15 protein-coding genes are annotated in these 15,229 nt (G+C 69.9%); 8 read left to right on the forward strand and 7 right to left on the reverse strand.

The window, feature by feature from the left end; genetic code table 11:
* Positions 1-18: 18 nt before the first annotated feature.
* Positions 19-1,173 carry an amidohydrolase family protein gene (locus ACYVP9_RS19395; RefSeq protein ID WP_460606584.1) on the reverse strand — a complete coding sequence of 385 codons (1,155 nt, stop codon included), beginning with the start codon at positions 1,171-1,173 and terminating at the stop codon, positions 19-21.
* Positions 1,174-1,282: 109 nt separating this feature from the next.
* Between ACYVP9_RS19395 and ACYVP9_RS19400 the strand changes: the two genes are divergently transcribed.
* The 6 genes from ACYVP9_RS19400 (at position 1,283) to ACYVP9_RS19425 (ending at position 6,857) form a co-directional block, all read left to right on the forward strand.
* Positions 1,283-2,266, forward strand: a complete 984-nt coding sequence (locus ACYVP9_RS19400) for an LLM class F420-dependent oxidoreductase (protein WP_460606585.1) — start codon at positions 1,283-1,285, stop codon at positions 2,264-2,266.
* Complete coding sequence (locus ACYVP9_RS19405) at positions 2,263-2,700, forward strand: acyl-CoA thioesterase (RefSeq protein WP_460606586.1); 438 nt, start codon at positions 2,263-2,265, stop codon at positions 2,698-2,700. The genes ACYVP9_RS19400 and ACYVP9_RS19405 overlap by 4 nt, the downstream gene beginning before the upstream one ends.
* Positions 2,701-2,861: 161 nt before the next feature.
* A complete protein-coding gene (locus tag ACYVP9_RS19410; protein ID WP_460606587.1) occupies positions 2,862-3,632 on the forward strand; it encodes a FadR/GntR family transcriptional regulator in 771 nt (256 codons plus the stop codon).
* A 128-nt stretch (positions 3,633-3,760) separates the two neighbouring features.
* Complete coding sequence (locus ACYVP9_RS19415) at positions 3,761-4,963, forward strand: acetyl-CoA C-acetyltransferase (protein ID WP_460606588.1); 1,203 nt, start codon at positions 3,761-3,763, stop codon at positions 4,961-4,963.
* A 173-nt stretch (positions 4,964-5,136) separates the two neighbouring features.
* Positions 5,137-6,396 carry an FAS1-like dehydratase domain-containing protein gene (locus ACYVP9_RS19420; protein ID WP_460606621.1) on the forward strand — a complete coding sequence of 420 codons (1,260 nt, stop codon included), beginning with the start codon at positions 5,137-5,139 and terminating at the stop codon, positions 6,394-6,396.
* A complete protein-coding gene (locus ACYVP9_RS19425; protein ID WP_460606589.1) occupies positions 6,393-6,857 on the forward strand; it encodes an acyl-CoA thioesterase in 465 nt (154 codons plus the stop codon). Before ACYVP9_RS19420 ends, ACYVP9_RS19425 begins: the two co-directional genes overlap by 4 nt.
* A 16-nt stretch (positions 6,858-6,873) precedes the next feature.
* On the opposite strand, the gene ACYVP9_RS19430 is transcribed toward ACYVP9_RS19425, so the two are convergent.
* The 3 genes from ACYVP9_RS19430 to ACYVP9_RS19440 are packed head-to-tail and all read right to left on the reverse strand — an operon-like array spanning position 6,874 to position 9,544.
* A complete protein-coding gene (locus ACYVP9_RS19430) occupies positions 6,874-7,374 on the reverse strand; it encodes a hotdog family protein (protein ID WP_460606590.1) in 501 nt (166 codons plus the stop codon).
* Complete coding sequence (locus tag ACYVP9_RS19435) at positions 7,371-8,366, reverse strand: NAD(P)H-dependent flavin oxidoreductase (RefSeq protein WP_460606591.1); 996 nt, start codon at positions 8,364-8,366, stop codon at positions 7,371-7,373. Before ACYVP9_RS19435 ends, ACYVP9_RS19430 begins: the two co-directional genes overlap by 4 nt.
* Positions 8,366-9,544, reverse strand: coding sequence for a thiolase family protein (locus tag ACYVP9_RS19440; protein WP_460606592.1), 1,179 nt, complete (start codon positions 9,542-9,544; stop codon positions 8,366-8,368). Before ACYVP9_RS19440 ends, ACYVP9_RS19435 begins: the two co-directional genes overlap by 1 nt.
* 79 nt (positions 9,545-9,623) lie before the next feature.
* On the opposite strand from ACYVP9_RS19440, the gene ACYVP9_RS19445 reads away from it, so the two are divergent.
* Positions 9,624-10,394 carry a Rossmann-fold NAD(P)-binding domain-containing protein gene (locus tag ACYVP9_RS19445; protein WP_460606593.1) on the forward strand — a complete coding sequence of 257 codons (771 nt, stop codon included), beginning with the start codon at positions 9,624-9,626 and terminating at the stop codon, positions 10,392-10,394.
* Positions 10,395-10,425: 31 nt separating this feature from the next.
* Here ACYVP9_RS19445 and ACYVP9_RS19450 read toward each other — a convergent pair whose 3' ends face one another.
* On the reverse strand, positions 10,426-11,217 hold the full coding sequence (locus tag ACYVP9_RS19450; RefSeq protein ID WP_460606594.1) for an SDR family NAD(P)-dependent oxidoreductase: 792 nt from the start codon (positions 11,215-11,217) through the stop codon (positions 10,426-10,428).
* Between the two features lie 81 nt (positions 11,218-11,298).
* Between ACYVP9_RS19450 and ACYVP9_RS19455 the strand changes: the two genes are divergently transcribed.
* A complete protein-coding gene (locus ACYVP9_RS19455) occupies positions 11,299-12,354 on the forward strand; it encodes an aldo/keto reductase (RefSeq protein WP_460606595.1) in 1,056 nt (351 codons plus the stop codon).
* Positions 12,355-12,370: 16 nt separating this feature from the next.
* Here the strand turns inward: ACYVP9_RS19455 and ACYVP9_RS19460 are convergent, their stop codons facing one another.
* The gene (locus tag ACYVP9_RS19460; RefSeq protein ID WP_460606596.1) at positions 12,371-13,522 is read right to left on the reverse strand and encodes a thiolase family protein; all 1,152 of its coding nucleotides are present in this window, start codon (positions 13,520-13,522) and stop codon (positions 12,371-12,373) included.
* Positions 13,523-13,645: 123 nt separating this feature from the next.
* On the reverse strand, positions 13,646-15,154 hold the full coding sequence (locus ACYVP9_RS19465) for an MFS transporter (RefSeq protein WP_460606622.1): 1,509 nt from the start codon (positions 15,152-15,154) through the stop codon (positions 13,646-13,648).
* Between the last annotated feature and the right edge of the window lie 75 nt (positions 15,155-15,229).

Below are 15,229 nucleotides of genomic sequence, written 5' to 3' on the forward strand. Positions count from 1 at the left end.
GCGGGGCTTGTCGCGCCGTCACAAACCGAACTTGAACAGTTCGCGCGCGTTCGTCTCCACGATCAGCCGGCACTCGTCGTCGGGGACGTCGATCAGGTTCTCGGCGATGCGCTTGCGGCTGTTCGGCCAGTTCGAGTCCGAGTGCGGGTAGTCGACCTCGATCAGGATGTTCTCGACACCCATCTCGTACCGGTTCTTGATGCCGTGGAAGTCGTCGATGAAACACCCCCAGAAGTGCTTCTTGAACAGGTCGGACGGGCGGGTGGTCTTGTCGATGTCCTGGTACCAGCGGTGGCGCTCCCAGGTGTAGTCGATGCGCTCGAGCAGGTAGGGCACCCACCCGATGCCGCCCTCGGAGAGCACGAATTTCAGATCGGGGTGCCGCTGGAGGACACCGGAGAACAGCAGGTCGGCGGTGGTCCACCACGAGTTCGAGGCGAACACCGAGATCGCCACCGCGAAGGGCGCGTGAGGGTCCTCGACCCCGGGCAGGAACGAGAAGCCCGGGACGTAGCTGCCGGACCCGAAGTGCAGGCAGATCGGCAGCCCGGTCGCCGCGAAGGCCTCCCACAGCGGTTCCCAGTGGGTCGGGTGGTGGAAGGAGGGAAGGCCGAGAGGCACCGGTCCGTCGGGGAAGCTGATCGCCTTGGTCCCACGCGCCGCCAGACGCTCGACCTCCCGGGCGGCCAGGACCGGGTCCCACGTCGGCAGCAGGCCGAGCGGGATCAGGCGGTCCGGGGCCGCGGCGCACCATTCGTCGACCTGGAAGTCGTTCCACGCCTTGACGCACTCGAGGGCCAGGTCCTTGTCCTTGGCGCGCTGGAACACGCCGCCGGAGAAGCCGGGGAACGACGGGAAGCTGAGCGCGGCCTGGACCCCGTCCAGGTCCATGTCCTTGACGCGCTCGCCCGGGTCGTAGCAGCCGGGGATCATGTCGTCGTAGCGGACCGGCTCCATGCCGTAGTCCTTCGGGTCCTTGCCGGCGACGGCATTCAGGCCGATCTGGGGGTAGATGTCGCCGTCGTACTGCCAGACGTGGTGGCCCTTGTCGTCCTCGACGATCTTGGGGCCCCGCTCCTTCATGGCTTCCGGCAACCGGTCCTGCCAGACGTTCGGGTGCTCCACGACGTGGTCGTCGGTCGAGATGATCTGCATGTCGTCCTGCAGCGGCACGGAACGCCTCCTGGATCGGTGCTCTGGTGACCTCACGATAGGTCGCGTCATCGCGAAACGCTAGTACGACTAGGCCTAATCAGTTACCTGAATCGGATAATGTCCTCGCATGCGATTCACGGTGCAGTACCCCATCCACCCCGCGCCCGAGCGTGCCGGGGCCGGGTACGCCGAGGAACTGCTCGAGCCGGCGGCCATCTCGACCTTCGTCCGGACCGCGGAGCGGCTCGGGTACGACGCGGTCGCCTTCACCGAACATCCGGCACCTTCGCAGAAGTGGCTCGACGGCGGCGGCCACGACACCCTCGACGCAATGACCGCCCTCGGGTTCTGCGCAGCGGTCACCACGCGCCTGCGCCTCATTCCCTACGCGATGGTGCTGCCGTACCGCAATCCGTTCCTGGGCGCCAAGCAGGTGGCCACGTTGGATCGCGTGTCGGGCGGCCGCGTCGTGCTCGCCGCCGCCGTGGGATACCTGCGGTCGGAGTTCGCAGCGCTCGGGGTCGACTTCGACGACCGCAACGACCTGTTCGACGAGGCCGTGGACGTGATGCAGCGGGCGTGGCGCGAGCGGTCCATCGCCTACGAAGGCCGTCACTTCACCGCGATCGGACAGACCCAACTACCCATGGCGGTGCGCTCGGTACCCCTGTGGATCGCCGGCAATTCAGCTCGGGCGCGACAGCGCGCCGCGACCGTCGGAGCCGGATGGTGTCCGGTGCAGTACGCCCCCTGGCAGGCCGCCACCACCCGCACGCCGGCGCTGGGGACCGTCGACGAGCTGGCGGCCGCGATCGCCGACCTGCACCACCGTACGGCCGACGCGGGGCGTGACCCCGCGATTCTGGAGATCCAGGTCGAGTCAGCAGCCACGGGGGTGCTCGCCGCGGGCGGGCGTCTGGACGAACACCTCGACCATCTCGCCCGGCTCGCCGACGTCGGCGTCACCCAGTTCGTCATCGACACGCCCACGGGCGGTCTCGCCGACGCGACCGACGCCCTGGAGAGGTACGCGCGCGAGGTCATCGCCGAGGTCGCCGCCGCAGGCGAACCCGCGCCGGGACGTAGGCCGACTGCGACGATCGCGACATGAGACACGACCCCCGTCTGCTGCTGCTGGACACCTACCCGCACGTCCGCGTCATGGATCTCATGTACTCGGACATGGACGTGCAGCGGCACGTGAACAACGTGGCGATCACCCGGCTGTTCGAGGAGGCCCGCGTCTCGCTGCACCGCACGACGGCGAGCGAGGAACCCGGCGCCTTCACGTCCCTCGTGCTCGCCAGGCTCGAGGTGCACTACCTGCGGGAGGTGTCGTACCCGGGCGTGGTCTCGGTCGGCATCGGGACGAGCGGCCACGGCAGGACGTCGTTCGAGAACGTCGCGGGCCTTTTCCAGGACGGTGCCTGCGCTGCCCTGATGTGGGCGACCATGGCGCGCCGCAACGACGCGCGCACGGCGTCTCAACCTCTCTCCGCCGTCGAGCGTGATCAGCTCGATCGTTACCGGATCACGGCCGCGTAGGCGCGGTCGCCGGCATCGTCCGTCGACCGTTGCGCGGAAGGCCGCCCGATCCGCCAGGGGTAGATGGCCCGCGACGACCGAGAAAACAGATAACTATGTGTACTCTGGGTCACTCAACCGGCGACGCAGGAGGGCACATGCCAGGTGCTGGCCGTACGACAGTGGGGCGACAGATCAGAGCTCCCAAGACCGCGGAACTGATCGCCGCGCAGATTCGCGGCCAGATCGTGCGACGCGAGTTGGAGCCGGGGATGACCCTCCCCACGGAGAGCGAGCTGATGGTGCAGCTCGGCGTCTCGCGCCCGACACTGCGTGAGGCCTACCGCATCCTGGAGACCGAGTCCCTGATCAGCGTGCGACGCGGCGTGGGCGGCGGCGCGCTGGTGCTCGCGCCGGACATCAGCGTCGGCGCGCGATATGTGGGCCTGTTGCTCCAACTCGAAGGCGCGACGATCGCCGACGTCTACGAGGCACGCACGGCATTGGAGCCCATCTGCGCCAGCATGATGGCGGCGCGCAAGAACGGCTCGGACCTGGCCGAACTGAACGAGTGCTGCGACGAGGTCGCGGCCCTCATCGCGCAGGGCGAGAACGGCGTGCCCGAGCCGCACTCCTGGTCGCGTACCACCTATCGCTTCCACGAGCTGGTCCTGAAGGGAAGCGGCAACAAGACGCTGGCACTGCAGGGGTGCCTGTTGCAGGAGGTCGTCGCCACCCACTACGCGGCGACGGTGCCGGAGAAGTTCGCCGAGAACAACCGGCCCGAACGCTTTCGTCGGGTGCTGCTCTCCTTCCGCAAGCTCGCGAAGTTCGTCGCCGAGGGAGACCGCGAGGCGGCCCACAAGCACTGGCTCAAGCACATGCAGACCGCGGCGACCACGCTCCTCGGCGAGGACATGAAGAACAAGCGCATCGTCGACCTCTTCAACTGACCGCCACGGCACCGGCCCTCGACGGCCGGCCGATCTTCTTGCACCACCGGCTACTCTGCCAATCAGCTAACTGAGTGGCCGGATTCTCGCCTGCGCCACTCTTCGTCGCCCTCGACAGGAGCCCGCAGATGAGAAGAGCGGTCATCGTCAGCCCGGTGCGTACGGCGGTCGGCACCTTCGGCGGGTCGCTGCGGACGGTCGCGGCGGAGGACCTCGCGACCACGGTGCTCCGGGAGCTCGTCGACCGAAGCGGGATCGACCCGGCGAAGATCGACGACGTCGTCTTTGCGCAGTCGTACGCCAATTCCGAGGCGCCCTGCATCGGGCGCTGGGCCGCCCTGAACGCCGATCTGCCCCTCGAGGTCCCTGGTATGCAACTCGACCGTCGCTGCGGCAGCGGGCTGCAGGCGGTCGTCACCGCCGCCATGCAGGTGCAGACAGGCGTCGCGGACGTCGTCGTCGCCGGCGGGGTCGAGAGCATGAGCAATGTCGAGCTGTACACGCAGGCAGCGCGGTGGGGAACGCGCAGCGGTGGCCTCACCGTGCACGACCGCCTCGACCGCGGTCGTCTGCGTTCGCAGCCGGAGTCCCGCTTCGGCGTCATCTCCGGGATGATCGAAACCGCCGAGAACCTCGGCACCGAGTACGGCATCACCCGCGAGCAGGCGGACGTGTACGCCGCCGGAAGCCAACGTCGCGCCGCAGATGCCTGGGAGCGCGGAGCGTTCGCCGACGAGATCGTCCCCGTTCAGGTTCCGCAGCGGAGGGGCGATCCGGTCGTGTTCGATCGCGACGAGGGCGTGCGTCCCGACACCACACCGGACACCCTGGCGAGGCTGCGCACCCTCGTCCCCGGAGGGACGGTCACCGCGGGCAATGCCAGCCAGCAGAACGACGCGGCGGCCGCCTGTCTGGTGGTGGCCGACGAGGTCGCCGAGTCCCTCGGCCTCGAGCCGCTGGCGCATCTCGTCGGCTGGGCGGCCGTCGGCTGTCACCCGGCCACGATGGGCATCGGCCCCGTGCCCGCCGTCGCCAAGTTGTTCGCCCGCACCGGGTTGACCTTCGACGACATGGACCTCGTCGAACTGAACGAGGCGTTCGCCACGCAGGTGCTCGCCGTGCTCAAGGGATGGGGCTGGCACGACCAGAGCCGGTTCAACGTCAACGGCTCGGGCATCTCGCTCGGTCACCCGGTCGGGGCCACCGGCCTCCGCATCATGACCACGATGCTCCACGAACTCGGCCGCCGACAGGGCCGTTACGGCTTGGAGACGATGTGCATCGGGGGCGGCCAGGGCATGGCCGCGGTCTTCGAGCGAGTCGCGGGGTGATCGCCTATCGGCATCGCCCATCTTCAACTAAACTAAAACAGTTACCGAATTAGGCGAACGGCGCTCCCGGGCCGTTCGGAGGCCGCGACGGCACAGGAGGTGAGCTGGTGACCGATCTCGCCACCGGCGACGACTCGGCAGGGACCCTCCCGTCCCCCGCCCCCGTGGCCGAGGTGCCGGCAGCCGCAGAGACGTCCGCGAACGGCTTCGGCCGGCTCACCGACGAAGCCTTCGCCCGGGCCCGTCGACGCCTCGGCGTGCCGCAGCCACTCGTGCGCAAGTGCCACAACCTCCAGGTCAGCCGCGACAACACACGTCACTTCGCCAACGGGTACGGCGATGACAATCCGCTCTACTGCGACCCCGACTACGCCGCCGGCACCCGCTGGGGCACGCTGATCGCACCTCCCGGGTTCTGCTACACGATGGGCGAAGACGCGGCACCCACCCCGGATGCCGAGACGAAGGCCCTGCTGAAGGGTGATCCGTTCGCCGGCCTCGGCTCCTACCAGGCCGTCATGGAGTTCGAGTTCTTCCGGCCGTTCGCCCTCGGCGACACCTGCAAGATGCTGCTGACCGAGGTCGGGGTGCAGGAGAAGCCGAGCCGCTTCGGGGGCCGCACCGCCCACCTGACACGCGACTTCCTCTACGCGAACGGCGACGGCGATCCGGTCGCCATCCGTCGCGGGACGTGGATCAATGCCGAGAGATCGGCGACCAAGGCCAGGGGCGAGCGTGGCCCGAAGGTCGGCCCCGAGCCCTACACGCCGGAGCAACTGGCCGAGATCGACGCGTGCTACGAGGCCGAGACGCGTCGTGGCGCGACCCCTCGGTACTGGGAGGACGTCGCCCCCGGGAACGTCCTGCAGCCGCGGGTCAAAGGACCGCTCACGACCACGGACGTGGTGGTGTGGCACATCGGCTGGGGAATGCAGCTGACCCCACCCGGCGCGTTCGGGATCTCGTACCGCACGCGCAAGAAGGCGCCCGGGCTCTATCCGCCGAACCACCTCAACATCCCGGACACCGTGCAACGGCTGCACTGGGAGCCGGAGCGTGCGCAAGAACTCGGCCTGGTCACGTCGTACGACTACGGCGCGATGCGCGAGATCTGGCTCACGCACGCGATCACCGACTGGATGGGCGACGACGCCTGGTTGTGGACGCTGCGCTGCGAGCACCGCAAGTTCAACTACATCGGCGACACGACCTGGGTGACCGGGAAGGTCGTCGACAAGCGGATCGACGGGGTGCACCACGTCGTCGACCTCGAGCTCGCCTGCACCAACCAGCGGGGCGAAGTCACCTCGCCGGCCACAGCCACGGTGATCCTGCCCAGCCGCGACGGCGGCCAGGTCACCCTCCCCGCCCCGCCGGCCGACGACCTCGAGGGCGTCGTGCAGGCAGAGCTGCAACGCTTCAGCATCGAGTGAGGCCGGTCGGTCCCTCCGAGCCGCGTCCCGGACGGACGAGCGCGGCCGACTACCCGAGGCGCCGTACGGTCGAGCTACGCAACTCCGATGTCGACCACCCGAGTGGGCTGGTCGGACCGCAGGCGATCGCGCGCCTGTTCGAGGAGGCGCGCTACCTGCTTCGCCGTGCCGTCGACCATCCAGACGCGCAGGACGCGGCCACGGGTTTCGTGCTCGCGCGAGTGAGCTTCGACCTGCTGGAACCCCTGCGGTATCCCGGCCGCGTCGAGGTCGGGATCGGGATCGGCGCCATCGGCCGGTCGAGCTACGAGTACCTGTCCGCACTCTTCCAGGACGGTCGCTGCGTCGCACTGTCCGATGCGACGGTGGCTGTCCGCGACCGTCGGACCGGATCGGCGCACGTGTTCACCGCGGGCTTCCGGGCGGCGCTCAGTCGCTCGGCCGTCGTCGAGAGCGCCTGACCCGGGGGCACGCCGGTCACGCCCGCGGTTCGCGGCGGACGAGCACGTCGATGCGTCCGGTCTGGCACAGCTCGTCACGCTGGTTGAGCAGGTCGAAGCGTCGTTCGACGACGCCGCGGTCGGGCTTGGAGCGCGACGGACGTACTTCGAGGATCTCCACCTGCAGGCGGACGGTGTCGCCGATGAAGACGGGGGCGGTGAAGGTCCAGTTGTCGATGCCCAGCATCGCCATGGCGCTGCCCGAGAAGATGCCGAGGCGATCGAGCAGACCCGTGGCGATGGACAGGCCGAGCAACCCGTACACCACCCGTTGGCCGTAGACGCTCTGCTTCGCGAACTCGACGTCGGTGTGGATCTGGTTGAAGTCGCCGGACAGGCCGGCGAAGGCCACGACGTCCGCCTCGGTGATGGTCCGCGACGCGGTGACGAAGCGTTGGCCGGCGTGCAGATCGTCGAGGTAGTGCACACCTCGGCCGTTGCGGGCTCCGGGCACGGCGCCGGTCGGTTCCCCGGTCATCCGCCGACCGCGCTGCCGACGACACTGCCGAGGAGGCGGTGTCGCACGATGTCCTCGGCCTCGCCGACGATGCGTTCGACCAGCGTGCGCACGGTGGGCACGTCGCGGATCAGCCCCTGCGACATGCCGGCGGTCCACACCCCGCCGTCGACGTCGCCCTCGGCGTACACGGACGTGCGCCCGCGCGCCCCGGACGCGAGGTGGGCAATGTCCGAGAACTGCGCGTCCGGTCGCGCCGAGATCTCGAGGATCTCCTGGGACACCGCATTGCGGGCGACCCGGGCAGTGTTGTGGAAACTGCGGTACACGAGATCGGTGTCGCGTTCGCTCGCCTGGACGAGGCGCTGCTTGACGTTCTCGTGGATCGGCGCCTCGACGGTCGCCATGAACCGGGTTCCCATGTTCACGGCATCGGCGCCGAGCGCGAGGGCGGCGGCCAGCCCACGACCGTCGGCGAATCCTCCGCTGGCGACGAGCGGCAGGTCGACGGCGTCGGCCGCCGCCGGGATGAGGACGAGCCCGGGGATGTCGTCCTCGCCCGGGTGACCCGCGCACTCGAAGCCGTCGATGCTGATGGCGTCGACGCCCTTGCGCTGGGCCGACACCGCGTGGCGCACGGCCACGCACTTGTGCACCACCTTGACCCCGGCGGCGTGGAAGGACGGCAGGTGCGGGCTGGGGTCGCTGCCGGCGGTCTCGACGATCTTGATGCCCGAGTCGATGATGGCGGTGCGGTACTCGTCATAGGGCACCGGCTCGATGGTCGGCAGGATCGTCAGATTGACTCCGAACGGCCGGTCCGTCATCGACCGCGTCCGCTCGATCTCCTCCGCCAGACGCGACGGCGAACCGGCTGTCAGCGCGGTCAGGAACCCCAGCGCGCCGGCGTCGGCCACGGCGCCGATGAGTTCCGGTGTCCCCACCGCGGTCATGCCACCGCAGATCACCGGGTGGTCGATGCCGAACTCTCTCGTGAATCGGGTGGTCAGCATCAGACCTCCACGAGCATCGCACCCGCCATGCCCCCGGCCGCGCACATCGCCGCGACACCGAGACCGCCACCGTTGCGGCGCAGTTCGTGGATCATCGTGGTGAGCATGCGGGCACCGGAGGCGGCGATCGGATGGCCCAGACTGCACCCGCTGCCGCTGGTGTTGACGCGGTCCTCGTCGATGCCGAGCGCCCGGACGGTCGCGACCGGCACCGATGCGAACGCCTCGTTGATCTCCCAGAGCGCGACATCGGAGACACGCCGCCCCGCTCGTCCGAGGAGCTTCTCGATCGCGGGGATGACGGCCATTCCGTTGCGACGGGGTTCGGCGCCGATGTTCGCCCAGGCGTGCACGGTGGCCAGCCGGGTCAGTCCCTCGGCCGCCGCGAGTTCGTCGGACACCACCGTGACGGCGGCAGCGGCATCGTTCATGCCGCTGGCGTTTCCCGCCGTGATCGAGAAACCCTCGATCTCCGGGTGCAGCACCTTGAGGCCGGCGAGCCGCTCCATGGACGTGTCACGCCGCGGGTGCTCGTCCACCGCGAAGTCCGCGCGGCTGCCGTCCCGGCGCAGCACCCCGCGCAGCGGGACGATCTCGTCGACGAAGCGACCCTCGTCGATGGCCGCCGTCGCCCGCTGGTGCGAGCGCAGCGCCCACGCGTCCATGTCCTGCCGGGTCAACCCCGCCTCGACCGCCGTGTTCCAGCCGACGGTGATGCTCATGTCGCGGTTGGGCGCGTCCGGCGAGTCGGGGTGCGAGGGGGCCTGCCAGGCCTCGTTCCACTCGTCGGTGGTGCCGGGCACCCGCTGCTTCATCACCGGGTTCAACGAGTAGGAATGCACACCGCCGGCGATCACGGCGCGGTCCATGCCCGCGCGGATCGAACCGGCCGCGAACTCGACCGAGGTCAGGCTCCCCGCGCAGTGGCGGTTGACGGCCGCGCCGGGCACGTGGGCAAGACCCGCCTCGACCGCGGCGTGGCGCGCGACGTCCGTGCCGCCGTAGATGGCCTCGGCCACGATCACGTCGTCCACCGCCTCGGCGGCCAGGCCCGAGCGGCGCAACGACTCCTCGAGCACGACCCGGGTGAGTTCCTCCGGCAACGTCTCGGTGAGCGAGCCCTTGAACGACGTGCCGATCGCGGTGCGGACCGCGCTGACGATGACGGCTTCAGGCATGGAGGGCAACCTCGCGAGATGGGTATATTAGTTAACTGAACCGAAGTTACACGACCGACGAACCAGGAGCCAGAACGCGATGGAGCTCGACGGAGCCAGTGCCCTGATCACCGGAGGCGGCGGCGGACTCGGCGCGGGCGCAGCCCGCCGCCTCGCCGCTGCCGGGATGAAGGTGGTGATCGCCGACTTCTCGGAGGAGAACGGCACCCGCCTCGCCGACGAGTTGGGCGACGTCGCCCGGTTCGTGCGGACGGACGTGACCGACGACGCCTCGCTTCAGGCCGCCGTCGATGCGGCGGCGGACCTCGGACCGCTGCGGGTGGCGGTGTCCGCGCACGGCGGTGGCACCGCGGTCAGCCGGGTGCTCGACCGGGAGGGCAAGCCCTACGCCCTCGATCTCTTCCGCAGGACGGTCGAGGTGTACCTGACGGGCACCTTCAACCTCCTCCGGCTCGCCGCGTCCTCGATGGCGAAGAACGAACCCCTCGACAGTGGCCAGCGCGGAGTCGTGGTCACCACGGCGAGCATCGCGGCCTTCGAAGGACAGATCGGCCAGAGCGACTACTCGGCCGCCAAGGGTGGCGTCGTCGGTCTCGGCCTCGCCGCGGCCCGCGACCTCGCCCCGTTCGGCATCCGTGTCATGACGATCGCGCCGGGGACCTTCTTCACCCCCGCCTTCCGCATGGAGGAGTCGGTGGCACAGGAGAAGTGGGGCACCCTCGTGCCCAACCCCAAGCGGATGGGCCGTGCCGACGAGTACGGCCTGCTGGTCCGGCAGATCGCCGAGAACGACTACCTCAACGGTGAGGTCATCCGGATCGACGGCGCCCAGCGCCTCGGCCCGAAGTAGGAGCACGACGCACCCCACCCGGACCACCTCGTCACGCAGGACGCTTGGTCGCGCCCCCGTCGACGAGGATGGTCTGGCCGGTGATGAAACCGGCGGCCTCCGATGCCAGGAACAGGGCGGCGTCGGCCAGGTCGGACATCCGCCCGGGCCGCGGCAGCGACTGCGCCGCGACGAGCGACTCCGACAGGCCGGCGCGCGAGGGGTCTGCCATCCATGCGGTCGCGGCCTCCGAGTCGACCAGACCCGGAGCGATGCCGTTCACACGAATGCCGTCCGCACCGAACTCGGTGCTCAGACTCAGCGTCAGCGAGTTGAGCGCCAGCTTGGACGCCCCGTATGCACCGCTCGGGCCGTACGCGGCCATGGTCGAGTGGTTGATGATGCTCGGATTCGCCCGACCGGCCATGAACGGGCGACAGGCGACGGCGCAGGCGAGCGCGCCGAGCACGTTGACCTCGAAGACCTGCCTCCAGCGCGGCAACGCGTCGAGCTCGTAAGGCACCTGGGCGTCACCGAGGTGGATCCCGGCATTGTTCACCAGCACGTCGATGCCGCCGTGCGCATCGGCGACCGCGGCCGCGACCGCCGGCACCGCGTCGTGGTCGGCGACGTCCATCACATACGCCGCCGCCCGGCCTCCTCGGTCCTCGACCTCGGCGACCACGCGTCGCGCCGCCTCGGCGTCGAGGTCGGTGACGGCGATCGTCGCACCCTCGGCAGCGAAGCGGTGCGCGTAGTGGCGTCCGATGCCGGCACCTCCTCCGGTCAGCACCACCACCTTGCCCTCGAAGCGGCGAAACGAGTCGTCTGCGCGTGTGGGCACGTCCGAAGGCTAGAACCCGACGCCCTCGAAGTCGATAACTGATATAGCTATCTGCACAATGCTCGACAGAGGAGGACGACCATGGATGCTGTCTCCGGATCGGCTCGCGTGGTTCTGGGCCACTCGGACATTTCCGTACGTGCCATCGGCCTCGGCTGCATGGGCATGTCGCAGTTCTTCGGCGAGACCGACGACGCCCAGTCGACGGACACGATCCGGGCCGCCCTCGATCTCGGCGTCGACTTCTTCGACACGTCCGACATCTACGGCGCCGCCGACACCGCGCCGGGCGCTCTGGTGCGGTTCGGGCACAACGAGGAGTTGCTCGGACGTGCGCTCGCCGGCCGCCGTGACGAGGCCGTCATCGCGACGAAGTTCGCGGTGTCACGCGACGCCGGTGACGGCCGGATCGTCCTGAACGGTCGGCCCGAGTACGTGCGTTCCGCCTGCGAGGCGAGTCTGCGTCGCCTCGGCGTCGACCACGTCGACCTCTACTACTACCACCGGGTCGACCCGTCGATACCGATCGAGGAGACGGTCGGTGCCATGGCCGACCTCGTCGGCGCCGGCAAGGTCCGGGCGCTCGGCCTGAGCGAGGTCACGTCGGAGACGCTGGGTCGCGCGCACGCCGTTCACGCGATCACGGCCCTCCAGAGCGAGTACTCGCTGTGGGAGCGCGGCCTCGAGACGGACATCATCCCGACCTGCCGCCGGCTGGGCGTCACGCTCGTGCCGTACGCGCCGCTGGGACGGGCTGCGCTGACCGGCCGCTTCACCGCGCAGACGACCTTCGACGCCACCGACTTCCGGGCGACCAATCCGCGCTTCAGCGAGCAGAACCTCGCGCACAACCTCGAGCCCGTGCAGGTTCTGCACGAGATGGCGGAACGCAAGGCATGCCGGCCGGGCCAGCTGGCGCTGGCCTGGCTGCTCGCCCAGCCCCTCGACGTGGTCCCGATCCCCGGCACCAAACGCGTCAGCTATCTGACCGAGAACGCCGCGGCCAGCTCGGTGCCGATCAGCGCGGACGAGGTGGCCCATCTGGCGCAGGTGTTCGCACCAGGGACCATCGTCGGCCGGCGTTATGCCGCCGCGCAGGCCTCGCGCGTGCCGGCACCCGCCGACCGGCACGCGTGACGGCGCCGCCGGACGGTCAGAGGAGTTCGAGCACGGTGGCGTTGGCCATGCCGCCGCCCTCGCACATCGTCTGCAGCCCATAGCGAATGCCGTTGTCGGCCATGTGATGCACCAGCGCGGTCATCAAGCGCGCTCCCGAGCCGCCCAGCGGGTGCCCGATGGCGATCGCGCCGCCGTTGACGTTCATCCGGTCCGGGTCGGCACCCGTCTCCGCCAGCCAAGCCAGCGGAACCGACGCGAACGCCTCGTTCACCTCGTAGGCGCCGATGTCGTCGATGGTGAGCCCAGACCTGGCCAGCGCCTTGGCCGTGGCCGGGATCGGCGCGCTGAGCATCATGACCGGGTCGTCGCCGGCGACGACCGCCGTGTGGATGCGAGCGAGGGGCGTGAGCCCCAGCTCCGCTGCCTTCTCCGAGGTCGTCATCAGCAACGCGGCCGCGCCGTCGCTGATCTGCGACGAGTTACCCGCGTGGATGACCCCGTCCTCGACGAAGGCCGGTTTCAGACCGGCGAGTTTCTCGGGCGAGGTGCCGCGGCGCAGACCCTCGTCGACCGAGACGATGGTGCCGTCGTCGGTCGTGACGGGCGCGATCTGTGCCTCGAGGCGGCCGGCGTCGATCGCGGCGGCAAGACGCTCGTGCGACAGGGACGCGAACTCGTCGAGGCGCGTGCGCGACAACCCCCACCGCGTGGCCATCATCTCGGCGCCGACGCCCTGGTTGAAGTCGACGCCGTACCGCTTGCGGATCGAGTCGCTCGTCGGATCGCCGAGGCCGGGGACGGTCACGCTGGAGCCGATCGGCACCGCGCTCATCACCTCCACCCCGCCGGCGATCGCGATGTCGTAGTGCCCGGCGACGAGCCCGGCCGCGGCGAAGTGAACGGTCTGTTGCGACGAGCCGCACTGCCGGTCGACGGTCGTCGCCGTGACCGTCTCGGGCCACCCGGCCGCCAGCACGGCGTTGCGGCCGATGTTGTTCGCCTGCTGCCCGACCTGCTGGACGCAACCCCACAGCACGTCGTCGACCTGGCTCGCCGACACGGCGCTCCGTTCCAGCAGGGCGTTGAGCACATGGGCAGACAGGTCCGCGGCGTGCTGCCCGGCCAACGAGCCGTTCCGTTTGCCGACCGGCGTCCGAACCGCTTCGACGATCACCGCATCACGCACCGCGCACCTCCGCGTTCGAGCAGCCTGTCACACCACCCGGGCCGCGACTGTCACCCTTCGATGTGCTTTTCTACCTAGGATAGCGATGACGGTGTGCGCTGCGGGCAGCGCGCAGAACTGTCTTCACTCATCGGCGAGATGCGCGTCGGAGGCTGCTCGTGGCGCCTTCGGTGCCCGCTCGTAGCCGTCACCGACGACGGTGCCGCCGGCGACCATGCCGAGCACCGGATGGCTGTCGGCGACACCGTCGATACGGTTGGCACTGTCGCCTCGGTCGGCGCCGTCGGGCCCCTCCGATCGGGAATGCGACGGGATCAGGGCGACGGCGAGGGTGGCCCCGACGCACACCACCGCCAGCAACACGAACGCATCGCGGTAGGCCGACTCCACCGGATAGCCGGCGCGGGTCGTGGCCGCCGCGAGCGTGCCGGCGACGACCGCCGCGCCGAGCGCGCCGCCCAGCGTGCGGATGTTGGCGTTCATACCGCTCGCGACGCCCGTGTGCGAGAGCGGCACCGCTTCGACGATCAACGCCGACAGGGCTGCGAACGCCAGCCCGAAGCCCAGTCCGTAGAGGCAGGTGGACACGCAGATCGCGGCGACGGAGTCGTGGCGGAAGGCAAGACCGACGAAACCGAGCGCACTGGAACCCAGCGCGAGGCCGACGACGGGCTTGGGCCCGAACCGGCGTACCAGCGGAGCCGAGGCCAGGCCCATCACGAATGTGACCGCGGCCGAGGGAAGCATGATCAGCCCCGCCAGCGTGATGCTCACGCCGGGCCCGTACCCGGTCGGCACCTGGAGGAACGCCGGCACCGCGGCGAACGACGCGTAGATGGCGGCGCCCATCAGCATGGTCACCAGGTTCGCCGCCCACACGGCGCGGCGCCGCATGACGGCCAGGTCGATGAGGGGCACGCGGACGTGCGCCTCCACTGCGATCCATGCCGCGACCAGCACCAGCGCCGCGCCGAGCAGTCCCAGCGTCGCCGGCGACGTCCAGCCCCATCGCGAGCCCTCGGACAGGGCGACGAGCAACGCGGTCAACCAGCCCGACAACATCATTGCCGGCCACCACCCGATCCCGCCGCCACCGGCGGCCGGCTGACGGTCCCGCGGAATGAAACGCCACCCGGCGAACGCGGCGAGCGCCACGATGATGCCGGGTAGCCAGAACAGCCAGGCGTGGCCCAGCGCGGCGACGACCGGTCCCGCGGCCACCGTCCCGAGCCCGGCCGCGGCACCCGCGAGCGCGGAGAGGGCGCCGATCACCCGGGGAACCGCGTGGGCGTCCCACCGGTCGCGAACGATCCCGAACGACAGGGGCAGCACACCGCCGCCGATCCCCTGCACCAGCCGGGCGACGATCATGACCGTCAGATTCGGCGCGACGGCGCCGAGCGCGGATCCCGCGCCCAGGGTCACCAGCGCCGCCACGAGCACCGGTTTCTTGCCGACGACGTCACCGATGCGCCCGACGATCGGGGTGGCGACCGACGCCGACAGCAGATACGCCGTGAGGATCCAGCTGCCGCCGCTCGCACTCGTACCGAGGGCGCGCTCGAGCGTCGGCAGTACCGGCACCACGAACGACTGCAGCAGGGCGAAGGCGATCACGCCGGCGGTCAGCACCGCCAACGTCGGTCCGTTCTCGCCGGCGTCGACACCGTGGTCCGGACGGCGCCGTCGGAGTCGGGGCCCTCGACC

Source organism: Jatrophihabitans fulvus (genome assembly GCF_054781375.1).

Excerpts from the sequence above, each read along its gene's own strand:
- ACYVP9_RS19400 (WP_460606585.1), top strand. The coding sequence starts at position 1,283 with ATGCGATTCACGGTGCAGTACCCCATCCACCCCGCGCCCGAGCGTGCC.
- ACYVP9_RS19405 (WP_460606586.1), top strand. The coding sequence starts at position 2,263 with ATGAGACACGACCCCCGTCTGCTGCTGCTGGACACCTACCCGCACGTC.
- ACYVP9_RS19415 (WP_460606588.1), top strand. The coding sequence starts at position 3,761 with ATGAGAAGAGCGGTCATCGTCAGCCCGGTGCGTACGGCGGTCGGCACC.
- ACYVP9_RS19430 (WP_460606590.1), bottom strand. The coding sequence starts at position 7,374 with ATGACCGGGGAACCGACCGGCGCCGTGCCCGGAGCCCGCAACGGCCGA.
- ACYVP9_RS19435 (WP_460606591.1), bottom strand. The coding sequence starts at position 8,366 with ATGCTGACCACCCGATTCACGAGAGAGTTCGGCATCGACCACCCGGTG.
- ACYVP9_RS19440 (WP_460606592.1), bottom strand. The coding sequence starts at position 9,544 with ATGCCTGAAGCCGTCATCGTCAGCGCGGTCCGCACCGCGATCGGCACG.
- ACYVP9_RS19445 (WP_460606593.1), top strand. The coding sequence starts at position 9,624 with ATGGAGCTCGACGGAGCCAGTGCCCTGATCACCGGAGGCGGCGGCGGA.
- ACYVP9_RS19455 (WP_460606595.1), top strand. The coding sequence starts at position 11,299 with ATGGATGCTGTCTCCGGATCGGCTCGCGTGGTTCTGGGCCACTCGGAC.